Consider the following 17,336-nt stretch of genomic DNA (forward strand, 5'->3'; position numbering starts at 1 on the left):
CCGGGCCCCGTTCGACCTTGACGGGGTCCGGACACATCCGGCGAGTCAAAGCAGTGTCCTAAAGAGACGTCACTCGGTTAGATGAGTGTGGACACCAGAACACCCCGCACACCCACGGGGGACCGCTCGTCGGGATTCGACGACGCTCCCGCGCTGAGCATGGTGAAGGTGCCGAGCGATCCGGCGCAGGTCATCGTCAATCACGCCAGCTTCCGCGTGCAGTTGGGCGCGTCGGCGCGGCGCGCCCCCGCGCCGCGGATCGCCCGGGACCTGACCGGCCCCGAGGACACCGCCCGCGTCGCCGCCGGCGCCCGTCGCCGCCCTGTCGTCTGGAGCGGCAAGTCCGCGCCGGACGACACCGGCGCCCACCGCCTGCTCCAGGCCGTGCGGGGCGGCAGCGTCCGGCACGGGGACGAGCGGTCGGCCGACGCCGGCGCCACCCAGGTCATCCCGCGCGTGGGCGCGGGCGGCTACGACGACATCTACGACGGTCTCGACCGGACCGTTGAGACCCCCGTCGTCGGCCCCCAGCGCACCTCCGAGGACACCGGGCGGCTGCTCCCCCCGCTGCGCACCGCCACCGGCGCCTACGACGACGAACCCCCGTACGGGGACGCGCGGTTCGGGGAGTACGGCGACGAGAGAGCGGCCCCGACGGGCGGCGACCGGCGCGCCCGCCGCTACGGCGAGGACCCGGCCCGGCACGCCTACTACCCGGGCCGCCGGATGAACCTCGGCGTGGTCCTCCTCCCGCTGCGCATCTTCCTCGGCTTCATCTCCATCTACGCCGGCATGGGCAAGCTGTGCGACCCCGTCTACTTCGACGGCGGCAAGCGCGGCTCGATGGTGAAGTGGCTCAACACCCTGCATCCGTGGGAAGTCGCCGAGCCGCTGCGCCAGTTCGCCCTGCACCACCCGGTCGGCTCCGGTCTGGTCATCGCCTTCGCGCAGGTCGTCGTCGGCGTCCTGACGGTCCTCGGCTGCTGGCAGCGGGTCGCGGCGGTGTTCGGCGCGCTGCTGTCGGCGGCGCTCATCGTCACCGTCAGCTGGAAGACCGTCCCGGCGTACGACGCCCCCGACATCGTCTACCTCGCCGCCTGGTCGCCGCTGATCATCGCCGGTGCCCCCGTCTACTCCGTGGACGGCCGGCTCGCGGGCAGTGCCTGGCGGCGGCTCGGGCCGCGCTCCGACATCTGGGAGCTGCGCAGTTATGTGCTGCGGCGCGGCGCCCTGGTCACCACGATCGTCGTCGGCATCACGCTGCTGCTCGGTTCGCTGCTCGGCGGCGCGGTCCGGGACGCCGACCGGGTGATCGTGCCCGGCCCCGGTGAGACGCCCCGCAACCAGCTCCCCGGCTCGCCCCTCCCGCAGGAGCCCGGCACCCGGAACCCGCAGCGGACGCCGTCGGCCCCCTCCTCGCCCACCCAGGGCGCCACGTCGGCGGGGTCCACCCCGTCCGGGGCGGCGGCCACGCCGGACGCCACGCACTCCACGTCGACGGGTGGCGGCCAGCAGCCCAGCCAGAGCGCGGGCGCGACGTCGGGACAGGCGCCGCCCCAGCAGTCCGCACCGGCGGGCGGCGGCGCCCCCAGCACCAGTTCGGGTCCGACCTCGGGCGGCACGACCGGCGGCACGGGTTCGACGACCGGCGGCGACAGCACGGGCGGGTCCGCCAGCAGCGGCGAACCCGGCCTGGTGGGCGGCCTGTTGGGGTAACCCGGCCGGTGGACAAGATCCTGGGCAAGCCCACCGGCTGACCGACAGAGACATCGCCCGACCCGAAGGCCCCGCACCTGGCGTGCGGGGCCTTCGCGTGCTGTCCGCGCCGTCCGAGGGTTCCGGGACGGTGTCCTACGGTTCCGCGACGGGATGTCAACAGCGGCTGTGTGTAGGCCTCTTGGCAGGTCAGAGGGGTGCGCCCGTCATCAACTCCCCCGGAAAGTCACCCTCGTTGGTGCGCGGAGCGGACAAGTCGCTTGCATGAAAGGCCCTATATGCGACATGTAGGCCACCCAAACGCCGCGCATCCTACGTAATCCGGACACGTTGGAAGGAATATGACGAAACCTAGGTCAAGGTTCATTCCGGGGAACCTCTTGGCCGGCGTAACCAGCAGTGCTGTGAAGGGGGTTCGTATGGGGAACTGGGTCTACACACCGGCCCGCGCCGAGGGTGCGGGCGCGACGTTGCACGACGACGGTCGATCGGTCGACCTGAGATACACCGCGCAGATCCTCCAGGACCTCCTCACGGAGCTGGGGGCCATCGAGGTCCGGTTCCGCACCGCCTCGGCGGCGGCCCCCGAGGAACACGACACGACGTCTCATCGGCAGCCCTCCCATGCATGAGTCACGCGGCCGTCACAGCCGTCCGGAACCCCCCATCCCGCGCCAGACCTCGGCCGACCGGGCACAGGCCGGCCCCTCCCAGCCCTGGTACGAGCCCAGCCGCCCCCAGCCGTGGGCCCAGCCCGGCCAGCCCCAGCCCTGGGACCAGCCGGGTCAGCCCCAGCCGTGGGACCACCCCGACCACCCGCAGCCCTGGGGCCACCCCGAGCAGCCTCAGCCGTGGAACCACCCCGGCGGGCCCCAGCCGTGGGAGCAACCGGACCGGCCCCAGCCGTGGGAGCAGCGTCCGGACCAGTCCGGGGTGTGGGACCCGTACGCCGCGTCCCCCGCGTGGGGCCAGCCGGGACATCCCCCGGCGTGGGGCGGGCCGGACGCGCCGCTGCCCCCGCTCGACCCGCTGGCGCACTGGGACCCGGCCGAGGAACTCGCCTACCTGCTGCACGACGCCATCGGCAACGAGCGCAACGGCGCCCCCGCCCCGACGGCGACCCCCGAGCCGCTCAAGGCCGCCCGCGCCCCCGAGGCCGTCGAGAGCGCCGAGGTGCTCGGCGTCCACGCCCCCGACGGCTCAGGCGGCTCAGGCGGCTCTGACGGCTCCGGGGATTCCGGCGAGTCGGGCGACTCCGGCGACTCCGGCGACTCGGGCGGGGGTTCTCTCACCGGGCTTGCCCAGATCACCGCCGAGCTGCCCCCGTTGCGCCCGGCGCCGCCCCGCCGCAGACGCCGTTCCCGTTCCCGTTCTCGCAAGGGGGAGGTCGGTGCGGTGCGCACCACCAGCTTCTTCCTCGCCGCGATCGCCGCCGTCGTGGTGTCCATGGTGTGCGTGTTCGGCAGCATGGTCAGTTACGCGCCCCTGCACCACGTCGCCAGGTACCGCACCTCCGCGCTCGCGGTGGGCTGGTGGCCGCTGCTGGTCTACGGGCCCTGGACGGTGGCGTCGCTGTCGATCCTGCGGGCCGCCCTGCACCGGCGCCGGGCGGCGCACTCCTGGGCCGTCGTCGTGCTGTTCTCCGTCGTCGCCGTCCTGCTGTGCATCGCGCAGGCGCCCCGGACGCCGGTCGACGCGGGGGTGGCCGCGCTGCCCGCGGTGGCCTCGCTGGCCTGCTTCCAGCAGCTCGTGCGGCAGATCACTCTCACCCGCCCGCCCCGGCGCCAGGCCCACCCGCGCCACCGCACCCGCGCGGCCCGCAAGGCGGCGTCGACGAACACCGCCACCGTCACCGTGACAGCGAAGGCCGAGCCCGCGACGAAGCCCGCGGTGTGAGCGGGCCGGTGCCCCAACACCGGCTCGGAGCAGCCTGGTTGGGCCGAGCGGGCAGAGGGATGGCGCGGGCTGGGAGATGAAGAGGGCTCAGCGCAGCGGGAGTTGCCGAGCCGGGGGACGAAGTGGGCTTGGCGCAGGGGGGAGTTGCTGGGCCGAGGGGTGAAGAGGGGCCGGTTCCGGGGGAGTTGCCGGGGCCGGCCCCGGTGCTGTGGCGACGGGGGGCGACCTCGGAGCCGTTGGAGAGAATCAGTGGCTTCCGCCCGGGGGGCTCAACGGCCCAGGGCGGCAAGCTCCTTGGCGGCCTCGGTGAGGTCCTTGGCCGTGTCGATGGCGCGCCAGTACGCGCCCTGCGGGATCGGGAAGCCGGCCAGGCGCCGTTCCCGGGCGAGGTGCGGGAACGTCGTCCGCTCGTGGTCCCCGCGCGCGGGCAGCAGCCCGGCGAACTCCGGCGAGAACACGTACACGCCCGCGTTGATCTCGAACGTCGACGGCGGCGCCTCGATGAAGTCGGTGATGTGCCCGAACCCGTCCGTCTGCACGGCACCCCACGGAATCCGCGGCCGCGCGAGCGCGAGCGTGGCGACGGCGTCGCGCTCGGCGTGGAAGTCGGCCATGTCCCGCAGCGAGAACCGGGTCCAGATGTCGCCGTTGGTGGCGTACCAGGGCCGGTCGGGGTGGGGGAGGTGGCCGGCGGCGTACTTGAGACCGCCGCCGCGCCCGAGGGGCTCGTCCTCGACGACGGTCGTGACGCGCACGGGGAGGTCGGCGGAGGCGAGCCAGTTCTCCAGCACGTCGGCGAGGTGCCCGCAGCTGACGACGACGTCGGTGACGCCCTCCTCGGCAAGCCAGGTCAGCTGATGGCCGATGATCGGCGTCCCCGTGCCGGGGATCTCGACCATCGGCTTGGGCCGGTCGTCGGTGTAGGGACGCAGCCGGGAGCCCTGGCCGCCGGCCAGGACCACGGCTTGAACGGGGCGGGAGGCGGCGTTCGGATCGGTCATGACCCGAACTGTACGGCGCGCCCCTGGCACGTCCCGAGGCGGCAACGGCTTCCTTGACCGCCCCTTACCTCCCGCGCGACGCCCGTCACCCTCCCCCGGGGCTGGAGGAGGGTCCTGGGCGGTCAGGTGAGGCCCGCGGCGACGCCGGTGGCGAAGGACGTGTCGCAGACCGGGCGGGCGTACGACTGGGCCCGGGTGGCCCCGTACACGCGGACCGCGGCGCGGCCGAGGGCGTGGGCGATGGTCGTGCAGTGCCGGGCGAGCGAGGGGCGCTCGGTGATGGCCTGCTGGAGGTGGGTGAGGACCACGCCCGGGTTCTCGTGCTGCAACTCGGTGAGGAGCCGGTCGCGCAGCAGATCCTGGGGGGCGCGCTTCTGGGCGGCGGGCTTGTCGTCCGTGGAGGTGGTGTCGGCGGCGGAGGTGTCCGTCGAGTCGGAGGCCGTGAGCACCGAGGTCGAGGGGTCTCCGGACCAGTTGACCCGGGTGACCGCGAGGGTCCCGGAGAGCACCATGACGACGGGCAGGACGAGGGCGAGGGAACGGCCGATCCGGTGGGCGGGGCCCCGGCCGCGTCGCGTCTGTTGGTTAGTGGAGTGCTTCACGCGAGTGAGGGTAGCGCCCGGTGATGATTTGGCGACATTTAGTCACCAATTTGGGGGACGAAGTGGTGGCTCTTTCTGGGTACAGGGTTGACGCACACTGCTCGAAACGTCCGGTCTGCCGGGGTATCGGGCAGGTGTGGAGCGGGAGCGGTACGGGTATCGCCGGGCGGGGGTCGGGGGCGTGCGGGTCGGGGGTGGTGGCCGGCGGTACGGCGAAGGGCCCCGCGAGTGGATCGCGGGGCCCTTCGCCGTCGTTCAGGCGTCGTTCGGACGTCGTTCGGGCGTGGTGCCCGGTGTCGTGCCGTGGGTGCTGCCTCGGTCAGTCGGTGAGGCGTTCGCCCGTGGAGGTGGAGAAGACGTGGATCTCACCCGGACGCGGGACGACGTGCAGCGTGGTGCCCTTGTCCGGGACGCGGCGGCCCTCGACGCGGACCACGAGGTCCTTGGTCTCGTCGCCGACCTTGGCGCTGCCGTAGACGTAGCCGTCGGCGCCGAGCTCCTCGACGACGTTCACGGAGACGGCGAGGCCGGCCGGGGCGTCCTCGCTGTGCTTCGACAGGGACGCGGCGACGGAACCGTCCTCCTCGACGATGTCGAAGTGCTCCGGGCGGACGCCGACCGTGACCGTGGTGTCGCCCTTGTCGGCGGCGGCCTTGAGCGCGTCACGGCTGACCGGGACGACGCTGTTGCCGAACTTCACGCCGCCGTCGGTGATCGGGACGGCGACGAGGTTCATGGCGGGGGAGCCGATGAAGCCGGCGACGAAGAGGTTCGCGGGGCGGTCGTACATGTTGCGCGGCGAGTCGACCTGCTGGAGCAGACCGTCCTTGAGGACCGCGACCCGGTCGCCCATCGTCATGGCCTCGACCTGGTCGTGGGTGACGTAGACGGTGGTGATGCCGAGGCGGCGCTGCAACGAGGCGATCTGCGTGCGGGTGGAGACGCGGAGCTTGGCGTCCAGGTTGGACAGCGGCTCGTCCATGAGGAAGACCTGCGGCTCACGGACGATCGCGCGGCCCATCGCGACGCGCTGGCGCTGACCGCCGGAGAGCGCCTTCGGCTTGCGGTCCAGGTAGTCCGTGAGGTCGAGGATCTTCGCGGCCTCCTCGACCTTCTTGCGGATGTCCGCCTTGTTGACGCCGGCGATCTTCAGGGCGAAGCCCATGTTGTCGGCGACGGTCATGTGCGGGTACAGCGCGTAGTTCTGGAACACCATGGCGATGTCCCGGTCCTTGGGCGGCAGGTGCGTGACGTCGCGGTCGCCGATGCGGATGGCTCCGCCGTTGACGTCCTCAAGCCCCGCGAGCATGCGCAGCGAGGTGGACTTGCCGCAGCCGGACGGGCCGACCAGGACGAGGAACTCGCCGTCCTCGATCTCGATGTTCAGCGCGTCTACGGCGGGCTTCTCGGAACCCGGGTAGATCCGGGTCGCCTTGTCGAACGAAACAGTGGCCATGGTGAAGGCCCCCTTCTACCGGCAGGAACGTGCCGGACGATCCGAGTAGGAAGGTGGTGTAGTCCACAGGAGTGAACTGGGTCAGGACGGTACCTGGCGTTCGCCCGATCTGTCAGTACTCCGGGGCGGGTGAACTTCGCGGAAATTTTCGACGGGGCGCCGCCTGGACCTGGGTACACTGCTCGGGCACGCCCGCCGGAGCGGGTACGCAGGCCTCCTTAGCTCAGCTGGTAGAGCACCGCTCTTGTAAAGCGAAGGTCGTCGGTTCGAATCCGACAGGGGGCCCCTTCGAAGGCCAGGTCACATAGCCCGTGACCTGGCCTTTTGTGTTGCTCGGGGCATGACGGGTCACACGGCTGGGGTGCCGTGGGGTGGCTTGCGTGAGCGATGCGTGAGCGGAGCGGCTCGGTGCCCTACTTCTTGGGCTTCTTCCGCGCCTTCTTCTTCTCCGCCTTGGCCTGGGCTTTCGCCTTCTCCTTGGCCTTCTGGGCGGCCTTCGCGACCTTGCGGGCCGCCTTCTCCGCCTCGGCCTTGCGCTGGAGAGGGACCAGCTTTGCGGTAGCTTCGGCGGAGCTCTTGCCGACGTGAGGGAGGACGCTCTGGTAGATGTCCCGCGTGATGCGGGTGTCGCTGTGCCCGAGAGTGTCCGACACGATCTTCACGTCGATACCGGCGGCGAGCATGAGCGTGGCCGCGCCGTGGTGCAGGTCGTGCAGCCGGATCGGCGGGAGGCCGGAGGCGGCGACGAGCCGTTCGAAGAGGTCGGTCACCTTGCCGGGGTGCAGCCAGGAGCCGTCTTCCTGGGTGAAGACGAGACCGGTGTCGACCCAGGCCGGCCCCCACTCCGCGCGGTCCGCTTCCTGCTGCTTGCGGTGCCGCTCCAGGACGCTGACCGTGTCGTCGTCCAGGGCCACGACGCGGAAGCCGCTGTCGGTCTTCGGCTCGGACGCTTCGACGTCCCACCCGTCCTGGACGAGTTGGCCGGTGACGGTGAGGGAGTGTCGGTCGAGGTTGGTCTCTGACCAGGGCTGGCCGCATGCCTCGCCGCGACGCAGGCCGCGGAAGGCGACCAGGTGCCACATGGCGTAGAGCCGGTCTGCGGCGACGAAGTCGAGGAACGCGCCGGTCTGTTCGGGCGTCCAGACCATGACGGGGGAGGGCTTCTCGCCGGTCTGCTGCCACCGGGCGACCCGCTCGTCCGTCCACACGAGAGCCTTCGGCTTGCGGACGGGGTCGATCTCGACGTGGGACGCCGGGTTGAACGTGATGATCTGCTGGCCGATCGCCTCGTTCAGGGCGGCGCGGAGCGTGGCCTTGACGTGCTGGCGCGTGGACGGCCCGGTGACGCGGCGGAAGGGCGGCATCGCGTCGATGGCCGTCTTCATGGCCTTGCGGCGCGCCCGGTTCCCCAGGCCCTTCCACGGCACGGACGCCAACTCCTCTACCGCCGCACGCCGTTGGGCGTTCTGCTCCAGGATCTCGGCGTTGGCGTCGGTGATGGCGGTGAACATCTCGCTGAGGTGGCTGACGCGCAGTCGGTCGAGGCGCCGGTCGCCGATGTGGGGCTTGAGGTGGACGCGGACGTCGGTCTCGTAGCGGCTGACGCCCGACTTCCGGATGCGCTTGCCCGCGAGCCACCGGTCCAGCCACTCGCTCACGGTGAGGCTGCCGACGAGGTCCTGGCCGGCATTGAGGCGACGCCGGGTCTCCTCTACGTCGGGCAGGGGAGTCTTCTCGCTGCTGACTTCCGCCAGCATGGCGGAAATCAGTTCCGTGCCCTCGGGGTCGTCGGACTCAGCCAGGCCCAAGAGGGCGCGGACGTGGTCGAGGTCGGCCTGGGCGGCCTTGCGACTGTCGTAGCCGCCACGGGCGAAGGACCTGCGGCTGCCGTCCGCACGCGGCGACAGCTCCTGGCGTATGGAGTAGGTGCAGTGGTTCTTGCTGTTGCGCTTGGGGCAGGACGTGCCGAGTTCCTTGCCGGTCTTGGGGTCGCGGCAGGAGCAGCGGCGGTAGGTGGAGCCCTTCAAAGGCGTTCCTCCGGGGTGGTGTTGGGGTCGGGTTCGGGCGGGTCGACGTCCGCCAGGGCGGGTGGGAGATGGGGCGGGGTGGCACCTTCGTCGCGGAGGTCGCGACGGAGGTAGCGCAGTTTGTACTTGGCGGAGATGGCCTCGTCCGAGTACTTGGTCCGCCTGCGCTCGGCTTCCTCCTCCTGGGCGCGGTTGCTTGCCGTTTTGGCTGCGAACCGTGCCTGTTCCGCTTCTTCGAGGGCGGCCAGAGCGGTGCGTACGAGGTTGTCGTGCACTTCGAAGTCGGGGACCAGCCCCGCGTCGTGCAAGGGAATGTCCTCGTCGCCGGTGAAGCGTCGCAGGGCGTCCCAGGTGGGCACGAGTTCCTGGAAGGGGAGTTCCTGGGTCCTCTCGACGTAGCCGACCGGGAAGATCAGGCAGACCGGGTACGTCTCCAGGGCGGCGGCCAGGACGATGACGTCCACCAGGGGCAGGGTGGCGCGGCGGCCGGACTCCATGTTGGCGATCACGTTGCGCGGGATGGGATGCCCGAGTTCCTCGCACCGGTCGGCCAGATCCTGTGCGCTCCACCCCATCTCCTTTCTTCTGCGCCGGACTTCACCGGCGACGTTGGCCTTGACCCGGTCCTCCCACTCGGGAACGTCGTCCTCATCAGAATCCATATCGTGTTGTGTCATGGAGACACATTAGCTTCCCGATGATGGTTGGTAGACGCCTGGAGCCGGACGTGAGGGCCACGTTCGCCGAGGGCTGTACCGAAAAGGGGCGCACTGCATGCGCGAAGACGCGACGGCCGGGTGAATGAAGGACTCGAAGGGGATGAGCCGGGAGGAGCTTCTCGCCCTCCCTGTGTCCGTTGACCTGGACACAGGCAACCGTGCTCTCGGACTCGGGCGGAGCAAGGGCTATGAGCTGGCGAAGCGGGGCGAGTACCCGTGCAAGGTGCTGCGGCTCGGCAACGCCTACCGGGTCGTGACCGCGGCGGATCTGCTCGATCTGCTTGGGTTGGCGGCGTGATGACGCGGCACCGTAGCAAACCGTTCTGCGCTGAGCTGACACAGAAACGCTGGACTGTTGCCGGGTGTGGACGTACGATCCGTGTTCCCTCGCGATGGCCTGGTGCCCGCGAGACGGGGATGGGCCCCCGGCGATGCAACGCCGGAGGCCCGAGCAACCCCAACCGGCCCGTGAAGAACCAACCCGGCGGCCAGGGCGCACAAGCCCGCAGCCGCCAGACGAGGAGCTGCCCCGTGGAACATGCGGGAGCCGAGCCCTATTCCGACTCCGACAAGCCCTCGTGGCCGCCCGTTACCGTCCCCGGCCAGCTCGGCCACCAACACCGGCGAAGCCCCGCCGACCGCCAACGACGGTGCATCTGACGCCACTTCGGCGGATCAGTCCGCCGAGGAGGTGGTGCCGGATCCCGAGCCGACGGTCGGCTCGGCGCTGCTGGACGAACTGCGTTCGCAGATAGCGAAGTTCGTGACCTGCCCTCGCCGGAGGCGCTGGACGCGGTCACGCTGTGGGTGGTGGCGACGCATCTCCAGCCCGCGTGGCAGCACGCGCCGCGTCTGGCGGTGGTGGGACCGGCGAAGCGGTGCGGCAAGTCGCGATTGCTGGACGTGCTGACCGAGACGGTCCACGAGCCGATGATCACCATCAACACCACACCGGCGGCCATCTTCCGGTCGATCACCGAGGAGAACCCGCCCACACTCCTGGTGGACGAGGCGGACACCATCTTCGGCACCCCGAAGGTGGCCGAGGAGAACGAGGAGATGCGCGGCCTGCTCAACGCCGGCCACCAGCGCAACCGGTACGTCACCCGGGTCGTGGGCAACGACCACACCCCGCACCGCTTCGCGACCTTCGCCATGGCGGCCATCGCGGGCATCGGCGACCTGCCCGACACGATCATGGACCGGGCCATCGTGATCCGCATGCGGCGCCGGGCCGAGGGCGAGAAGGTCAAGCCCTTCCGCTCCCGCCGCGACATCCCGGCCCTGCACGATCTGCGGGACCGCATCGCTGCCTGGGCCAGGCCGTTGCTGGACGAGGCGGCAGAGCTGGAGCCGGTCATGCCGGTGGAAGACCGGGCGGCTGACACCTGGGAGCCCTTGGTCATCGTCGCCGACCTGGCCGCCGGGTCCTGGCCCCGTCGCGCTCGCGAGGCGTGTGCGCGGATGGTGGCCACAGAGGTCGAGGCCGAGGAGGAGCGACCGGGCGGAGCGCGGATCCTTGCCGACATCGGCCGGGTCTTCGTCGCCCAGCGCGAGGCGGACAGCCTCTCCACGGACGAGCTGCTGTACCACCTGCGCAAGGACGCCGAGGCCCCGTGGGCAGAGTGGGGGCGCAACGGGCTGGACTCCCGCGACCTGGCACGGATGCTCACTCCGTATGCCATCAAGCCCGGCAACGTCCGCCTCGCCGACGGAACCCAGCGCAAGGGCTACATGCACAACAAGTTCCTCGACGCCTGGCGGCGCTACTGCCCCACCGTCCACCCGGTGGACGCCGGGCCTACCGCCCCCGCCTCGGGCTGAGCCCCGCATCCTCCGGGTGGCCGTCCCTGCCGTCCCTGCCGTGATCCCGCAGGTCAAACGGCATGCAGCCAAGACGGAAACCGGGGGCAAGATGGCAACGCGATCATGACGGCCGCGCTGCCTGGCCAGGACCACGCCCCGATCCGTCTTGTGCCGTCCCGCCCGTCCCCGCCGTATCGCCACAGGTCAGGGCATCAGCCGCTGGGACGGCACAGCACTACTAGGCCGTCCCGGCTGATGCCGGAGAACGCCACCGGCATCAGCCGGGACGGCAGACCAAACCTCGTGCCGTACCTGCCTTGACCTGCGCTTGCAACGGCCAAGACGGCAAAGACGGACCACGCCAACGCCCAGGAGCAGCCGGCTTGACGAACCTCTCCACCGCCAGCAACCCAGACGACCACCTCGACCAGGGACGGCCGACCACGACCCAGCAGGCCGCCGAGCGATTCACGCTCATGGCAGCGGGCGTGGTCATCGTGGCCCTCACGGCCGGTGGGTTTTGGCTCTCGTACGCGCATCTCGCCGAGGTCGCCGGACAACACGGGCTCAGGAACTCCCCGGTCCGCCAGTGGGCCTGGCCCGCGCCCCTGGACGCGTTCATCATCGCGGGCGAACTGCTCATGCTCCGCGCTGGTTTGCGTCAAGCGACCGACGGGTGGGCCATCGCCCTCACCGCCACCGGATCGGTCGGCTCCATCGCACTCAACGTGGCCGGGGTCAGCGGCACGGGAAACGCCGACACTGTGCCCTTGCTCGACTACGTGGTCGCAGCGGTTCCCCCGACCGCCGCGCTGCTGGCCTTCGGTGTCCTGATGCGGCAGATCCACCAACTCGTTGCCGAGCCCTCTGACACCGCTCAACGCCACAACGCTGCCGACGGCAGCCACAACGGCACCCAGATCGTCCGCCTTGCGGAAGACGGTTCCGGTCAGCCGCAGCCAGCCGCTCTCGAAGTGGCGGACCGGCACACCGACGTGGCGCAGGCTGCCACCAATCCACTGGAGCTCCCGCATCCTTCGGACGAGCCGGAAGACCAAGAGTCCAGCACGGTCTCCGAGGAGTTCCTCGCCATCGCCCGCACCGCGCCACTCGGACGGGGAGGCCGTGCTTCGCGCCGCCACATCGAAGCGGCGATACGAGACAAGGGCCTGTCCATCGGCAGGGCGGACGCGGAAAAGGTCAAAGAAGCCTTGCAGACCGAACTCGACGAGGCCGCCTCTCAGCGGCAGGCCGAACACGACAGGGCATCTGCCCACGCCTTCTGAGTCCGCCGCTTCCCGCCCCACGAACGCGCCACGGAGAACCCCCTCATGCACGACCCGGGCTACGAACTCCCCACTACCCAACGGGAGATGACCACCACCGCAACCCAGCCAGCAAGGTATCCCGTTGGACCGTCCAAGGGCCGGTCCAACGAGGGCCCCTCCGCCCCAGGGGTGGCGGAGGGGCTCGGGCACCAGGGGGTGCCCGAGGAGGACAAGCTCGTCGAGAGCCCCGCTCTTCCGCTGCCGCGAGCCGCCGATGCCGCCGCACTGCACCGAGTCGCCCGCCGCCGTCAGCGCGAACCCGTCCAGCGCAAAGAGCGCGTCGACGTGCGCTACAGCGCCGACGAGAAGACCGCGATCCTCGCCAAGGCCCGGTCCCTGAACATCGCCGGCGCCCACTACGTCGGCGCCGTCGTCATGGCCCACCTCCACGGCGACCTTGCTCTGCCGGGCCAGCGCACCCCACTGGACGACTACATCGACGAACTGACCGCCCTGTGCCGCGAGGTCGCCAGGATCGGCCACAACATCAACCAGATCACCAAGAAGCTCCACTCCGGCGGCCATCCACACCCTGGGGACAACGCCATGCTGGCCCAGGTCGAACCCGCCTTGGACGCAGTGAGCGCCACCGTCCGCCACATCGCGTCCGCCGCGAACCAAGCCGTCGCCCAAAGGGCCGCCCGATGATCGCGAAGATCAGCGGCGGCACGGACACCGCGGGCCTGATCCGGTACCTGTTCGACACGAAGAAGGCCAAGGACCACACCGACCCCCACCTGGTCGCCTCCTGGGACGGCTTCGCCCCCGACCCCGGCCGCACGGACGACTTCCGCGCTGCCAAGAGGCTCCTCGTGGCCGACCTCGACCTGCACGTCAAGCAGGCCCGACGGCTGGGCCGCGCCCCCGAGAAGCACACGTGGCACTGCTCGATCCGGGCCGCCGAGAGCGACCGCCATCTCAGCGACGAGGAGTGGGCCGACATCGCCCGCCGCGTCGTCGCGGCCACCGGCATCGCACCCGAGGGCGATCCGGACGGATGTCGCTGGGTCGCCGTCCGCCACGCCCCCGACCACATCCACATCGCCGCCACCAAGGTCCGCGCCGACCTGCGCACCGCACGCCACTGGAACGACTACCTCACCGCCGACCACGAACTCGCCGCCATCGAGAAGGAATACGGCCTCTTCCAAGTCGTCCGCGGAGACCGCACCGCCGCCAAGCGCCCAACCCGCGCCGAACAGGAGAAGGCCCGCCGCGCCGGCCACGCCACGACCGCCCGCGAACGCCTGCGCACCACCGTCCGCACCGCCGTGGCCGCCGCCTCCACCACCAAGGAGTTCGTCGACCTGCTCAGCCACATCGACGGCGTACTCGTCGAGGTCGTGCACTTCCCCTCCGGGGACGTACGTGGATACAAGGTCGCCGTTGCGGACGACGCCCAGGGACCCATTTGGTACTCCGGCTCCAAACTCGCCCCGGACCTGTCCCTCCCCAAGATCCAAGAACGCCTGGCGACCATGGGGCCGCAGCCCATCGGTCAGTCGGACAGGCGCAGGCCCAACCCCTGGCACCAGGCCACCGCCGCAGCACAACGCATACCCCACCACTTCGACCAACCCGACGACGAAGCCTCCCAAGGCCACCTCGCCGCCTTCGGTGAAGCACTCGACGCTCTTCCCCTCGTCACACCCCAAGCCGTGCGCCACCAACTCCGAGAAGCGGCAACCGCATTCGAGCGCGCCACCCGCTCCCGCATCCATGCCGAACACCACCATGCCCGGGCCCTGCGCGGCGCCGTACGCGCAATGCTCCGCGAACCCGCGCCCAAAGACGGAGCCGTCCTGGCGATGTTCCTCGACGCTGCGATCCTCGTCGTCATCGCCGCCGCCCGCTGGCACCAACTCCACCATCACGATCAGCAGGTTGCCGCCGCGCGCGAGACGCTGATCCATCTCCAGGCCGCCTACAGCCAAGCCGCAACTGTGCCTCTGGCCGCTCTCGCGCAGCGTCGACCACCTCAACAGACCGTCGACCGACACATCCGACACCTGCGCCAGGCCGTGCCTCACCATGTCGAGCAGGTCGTCGAAGACCCGGCCTTCGCCGCCCTCACCGCCACCCTCGCCGAGGCCGAGGCAGCAGGCCACGATCCGGAGCAGCTCCTCCAACAGGCCGCCGATCAACGTGCCCTGGACGACGCCGACTCCTCGGCACGAGTCCTGACCTGGCGCATCCAACGCCTCAGCACACGACCGGCACCGAGCGCACGAGCCCGTGCGGCACAGGCCCGCAGCACAGTACGGGGCGGCAGCGCACCACAACTCCCGGATGCCGCAGGCCACACACCCGCCGCCATCCCGACCTCGCAACCGCCGCAAGGAAGGCGGCGCTGATTACGACCTCGCGGACAGTTTCGGGGCAAGCAGCTCCAGCACTTCCTCCCAGCGATACCGATCCGCCCCACCGCCGGCCTTCGGCCGATGAGGCTCGTACGACCCGATAAGGATGCCCATCTCGCGCAATCGCTCCAGGCTCTGGCGGTATGCGGGGTGGGCGGCCTGGGCCGAGTTCAGGTACGGCAGTACAGCGATCGGTACGCCCATGGCGGGTGCTTCGCACAGGATGCCCAGGGCGAGGTTGTCGGAGATCCCGGCGGCCCATTTGTTGACGGTGTTGAAGCTGGCCGGGGCTACCGCGATCGCGTCTGCGGGGCGGGTCGGGCGCGGTTGGTCCGGTGTCCGCCAGGCCGAGCGGATGGGGAGACCGGTCTGCGCCTCGACCACGTCGACGTCGAGGAAGCCGAGCCCTTGAGGGGTGGCGACGACACCGACGTCCCAGTTCCGCTCGTGCGCTGCGGTGATCAGCTTGCCGACGTCGGCGGCCACCCCGGCCGCGCAGACGACGATCTGGAGGAACGGCTTGTCGGGCTGGTCGCTCACGCGGGCACTCCCAGTTGGCGGCTGAAGTGGTGCAGCTCGGGCAGTGCCCGGCGGCGGTCGCGGGCTGCCATGTCGGCGACCAGTTCGCGTACGGCCGGGCGGCGGATGTCCTGAGCCGCACAGCTCTCGGCGATGCGCAGGGCCTGGTAGCCGTCGGCGAGTCTGCCCTGCTGACTGTAGGCGCGGGCGGTCTCCACCCAGAGCGCGGCCCGGCGCTCGGGGACGGGAATGTGCCGCCGCATGAGGGGGCGCGCGGTTTGCAAGGCGATGCCGGCGTCGCCGAAGGAGACGGCCGCGCTGATCTCGTGCAGGGCCACGTTGGTGGGGCTGAAGTTCGCCCAGGCGTCGGGCCGGTCGAAGGAGACGTAGCGCGCCACCTCTTTGGCCTCGGTGAGGAAGTCCTGGGTGGTGACGCGGTCGCCGTTTCTGCTGGCGGCGGTCGCCCCGCGGAGCAACAGCAAGCCAACCGCTGCCAGGTACCGGGGTGAGCGCTGGTCGTAGGAACCGGTGAGCTGGTCGGCAGTGTGGCGGACCATGTTCACGGCCTGGGCGGTGTGCTTCTCGCGCACGAGGACGTGGGCGTGAACGCGGACACTGGCGGCGAGGACGATGGGATCCCCGGATCGCTCCGCCTCGGCCATGGCCCGACCGGCCGCGAGCCAGGCGTTGCCCTGATCGGCTCGCTTCAGCAGCAGACTCACCGACGTCTGGTACGCGGTGGCGAGCAACCCGGACGCCTCCGCATAGCCGGATGAGCCGTCGGCGGCATGGCGCAGGTCGGTGATCAGACCCGGCAGCGTCCGTTCCAGATCCGTGTAGTCGCACGTGCAGAACATCCGGCGCACGTCCCGTGTCCGGTCCCGTAGCTCGTCGATGTCCAGGGCTTGCCCGGTGGCTGCCGGGCTCGTGCTTGGCAGCAGGACCTGTACCAGGGCGTGGTGCGCTGTGGTGGACGACGGCGGAGCTGCGAGAGCTGCGACGCTCGCGGCCAGGAAGGTACGGCGGTGCATGTCCTCTGTTCCGGGGTCGGCGGGGCTGGTGTCGGATGAGGCGGCGAGACCTAGACGGTGCGGTGGAATGTCCAGCACCTGCGCGATCTCGCGCAGCGTGCGCACGTCCTCGGTGCCTCTGCCGCTCTCCAGGCGGCTCACCTTCGACTGGTGGTACCCCAGGGCGGCGGCAACCTCTGTCTGTGAGCGCCGCTGTAACACGCGGGCCTGACGGATCACTTCGCCGATCCGTCTCGCTTCACTCTGTGCCTCGGCCATCTGTGCCACGGCCCCTTCTGCCGTCGCCGACCCTGCCTGCTCAACCGAGCCTAACCGAGCGGCAATTGACCGCGATGCAGCTCCTGCATAAGTCATGCGGCGCCGGCACATCGCGTGGCCCCGCCCGCCTCCGAAGCGGTTGCGTGGAGCTGCTACACCGATCCAGGAGGCCGCTCATGGAAGCGCATCAGATCCATTTCCCCGTTCACGGCACACCTGCTGCCGCCAGCTCCGCGCGGCAGCAACTCGCCATCGGGATACGGGCCTGGGACGCCTCCCTTGATCAGGAACTCCTGGAGACAGCGGAGTTGGTCGCAGCCGAGTTGCGCGCCAACGCGGTACGGCACGCAGGCCACGGCCCCATCTCGGCCGGTGCCCGCCTGAACGACGAACGCCTGCTGATCGAGGTGACCGATGCCAGCTCCAAGGCTCCACAGGTCGGACTGCCGGACGCGGAAGAGGAAGTCGGGCGCGGCCTGTTCATCGTCGCCGCCCTCGCGGACCGCCACGGGATCGAACCACTGCCATCCGGCAAGCGGTGCTGGGCCGAGTTCAAGGTCAGCGGCCCGGACCAGCCCTCACGATGCCTTCCCCTGCAAAGGAGTTGACGGTTGACA

The 17,336-nt window shown here is 70.5% G+C and carries 15 protein-coding genes, 1 tRNA gene and 1 pseudogene; 10 read left to right on the forward strand and 7 right to left on the reverse strand.

The genetic code is table 11. The features are described 5' to 3' along the window. Positions 1-81: 81 nt before the first annotated feature. The 3 genes from ACIQOU_RS28835 to ACIQOU_RS28845 all read left to right on the forward strand — a co-directional run bounded on the left by ACIQOU_RS28835 (position 82) and on the right by ACIQOU_RS28845 (position 3,612). Complete coding sequence (locus ACIQOU_RS28835; protein ID WP_401540982.1) at positions 82-1,716, forward strand: DoxX family membrane protein; 1,635 nt, start codon at positions 82-84, stop codon at positions 1,714-1,716. Positions 1,717-2,135: 419 nt separating this feature from the next. Then, positions 2,136-2,348, forward strand: a complete 213-nt coding sequence (locus ACIQOU_RS28840) for a hypothetical protein (RefSeq protein ID WP_401540985.1) — start codon at positions 2,136-2,138, stop codon at positions 2,346-2,348. Continuing rightward, entirely contained in the window at positions 2,341-3,612 is a 1,272-nt protein-coding gene (locus tag ACIQOU_RS28845; protein ID WP_401540986.1) for a DUF2637 domain-containing protein, read from the forward strand. Before ACIQOU_RS28840 ends, ACIQOU_RS28845 begins: the two co-directional genes overlap by 8 nt. 269 nt (positions 3,613-3,881) lie before the next feature. On the opposite strand, the gene ACIQOU_RS28850 is transcribed toward ACIQOU_RS28845, so the two are convergent. The 3 genes from ACIQOU_RS28850 to ACIQOU_RS28860 all read right to left on the reverse strand — a co-directional run bounded on the left by ACIQOU_RS28850 (position 3,882) and on the right by ACIQOU_RS28860 (position 6,671). Then, positions 3,882-4,613, reverse strand: a complete 732-nt coding sequence (locus ACIQOU_RS28850) for an NDP-sugar synthase (protein ID WP_401540989.1) — start codon at positions 4,611-4,613, stop codon at positions 3,882-3,884. A 122-nt stretch (positions 4,614-4,735) separates the two neighbouring features. Next, entirely contained in the window at positions 4,736-5,215 is a 480-nt protein-coding gene (locus ACIQOU_RS28855) for a hypothetical protein (RefSeq protein ID WP_401540992.1), read from the reverse strand. Between the two features lie 319 nt (positions 5,216-5,534). Beyond that, positions 5,535-6,671, reverse strand: a complete 1,137-nt coding sequence (locus ACIQOU_RS28860) for an ABC transporter ATP-binding protein (protein WP_401540994.1) — start codon at positions 6,669-6,671, stop codon at positions 5,535-5,537. Positions 6,672-6,883: 212 nt separating this feature from the next. On the opposite strand from ACIQOU_RS28860, the gene ACIQOU_RS28865 reads away from it, so the two are divergent. Next, a tRNA-Thr gene (locus tag ACIQOU_RS28865) sits at positions 6,884-6,956 on the forward strand. A gap of 128 nt (positions 6,957-7,084) precedes the next feature. Here the strand turns inward: ACIQOU_RS28865 and xerC are convergent. After that, positions 7,085-8,698: a tyrosine recombinase XerC gene (gene xerC, locus ACIQOU_RS28870; RefSeq protein WP_401540997.1), complete on the reverse strand. Its 1,614-nt coding sequence runs from the start codon at positions 8,696-8,698 to the stop codon at positions 7,085-7,087. After that, the gene (locus ACIQOU_RS28875; protein ID WP_401541304.1) at positions 8,695-9,360 is read right to left on the reverse strand and encodes a helix-turn-helix domain-containing protein; all 666 of its coding nucleotides are present in this window, start codon (positions 9,358-9,360) and stop codon (positions 8,695-8,697) included. Before ACIQOU_RS28875 ends, xerC begins: the two co-directional genes overlap by 4 nt. A gap of 139 nt (positions 9,361-9,499) precedes the next feature. Between ACIQOU_RS28875 and ACIQOU_RS28880 the strand changes: the two genes are divergently transcribed. From ACIQOU_RS28880 to ACIQOU_RS28900, 5 genes and pseudogenes are all read left to right on the forward strand, one after another. Then, entirely contained in the window at positions 9,500-9,715 is a 216-nt protein-coding gene (locus ACIQOU_RS28880) for a hypothetical protein (protein ID WP_401541000.1), read from the forward strand. 233 nt (positions 9,716-9,948) lie between these two features. Next, positions 9,949-11,241 (forward strand): annotated as a pseudogene (locus ACIQOU_RS28885) (DUF3631 domain-containing protein). A 365-nt stretch (positions 11,242-11,606) separates the two neighbouring features. Then, positions 11,607-12,509, forward strand: a complete 903-nt coding sequence (locus ACIQOU_RS28890; RefSeq protein ID WP_401541003.1) for a DUF2637 domain-containing protein — start codon at positions 11,607-11,609, stop codon at positions 12,507-12,509. A 45-nt stretch (positions 12,510-12,554) separates the two neighbouring features. Beyond that, positions 12,555-13,199 (forward strand): MobC family plasmid mobilization relaxosome protein, encoded by a 645-nt coding sequence (locus ACIQOU_RS28895; protein WP_401541006.1) that lies wholly within the window; start codon positions 12,555-12,557, stop codon positions 13,197-13,199. Continuing rightward, on the forward strand, positions 13,196-14,905 hold the full coding sequence (locus ACIQOU_RS28900; protein ID WP_401541009.1) for a relaxase/mobilization nuclease domain-containing protein: 1,710 nt from the start codon (positions 13,196-13,198) through the stop codon (positions 14,903-14,905). Before ACIQOU_RS28895 ends, ACIQOU_RS28900 begins: the two co-directional genes overlap by 4 nt. Here the strand turns inward: ACIQOU_RS28900 and ACIQOU_RS28905 are convergent, their stop codons facing one another. Together ACIQOU_RS28905 and ACIQOU_RS28910 are read right to left on the reverse strand one after the other, a co-directional pair. Next, the gene (locus ACIQOU_RS28905; RefSeq protein WP_401541012.1) at positions 14,906-15,451 is read right to left on the reverse strand and encodes a flavoprotein; all 546 of its coding nucleotides are present in this window, start codon (positions 15,449-15,451) and stop codon (positions 14,906-14,908) included. Then, complete coding sequence (locus tag ACIQOU_RS28910; RefSeq protein ID WP_401541015.1) at positions 15,448-16,719, reverse strand: helix-turn-helix domain-containing protein; 1,272 nt, start codon at positions 16,717-16,719, stop codon at positions 15,448-15,450. The genes ACIQOU_RS28905 and ACIQOU_RS28910 overlap by 4 nt, the downstream gene beginning before the upstream one ends. A 176-nt stretch (positions 16,720-16,895) precedes the next feature. Here ACIQOU_RS28910 and ACIQOU_RS28915 point away from each other — a divergent pair, with 176 nt between their 5' ends. Next, entirely contained in the window at positions 16,896-17,327 is a 432-nt protein-coding gene (locus ACIQOU_RS28915) for an ATP-binding protein (RefSeq protein ID WP_401541018.1), read from the forward strand. The last annotated feature ends 9 nt before the right edge of the window (positions 17,328-17,336 follow it).

Source organism: Streptomyces sp. NPDC091279 (assembly GCF_044757465.1).
GTDB lineage: Bacteria > Actinomycetota > Actinomycetes > Streptomycetales > Streptomycetaceae > Streptomyces.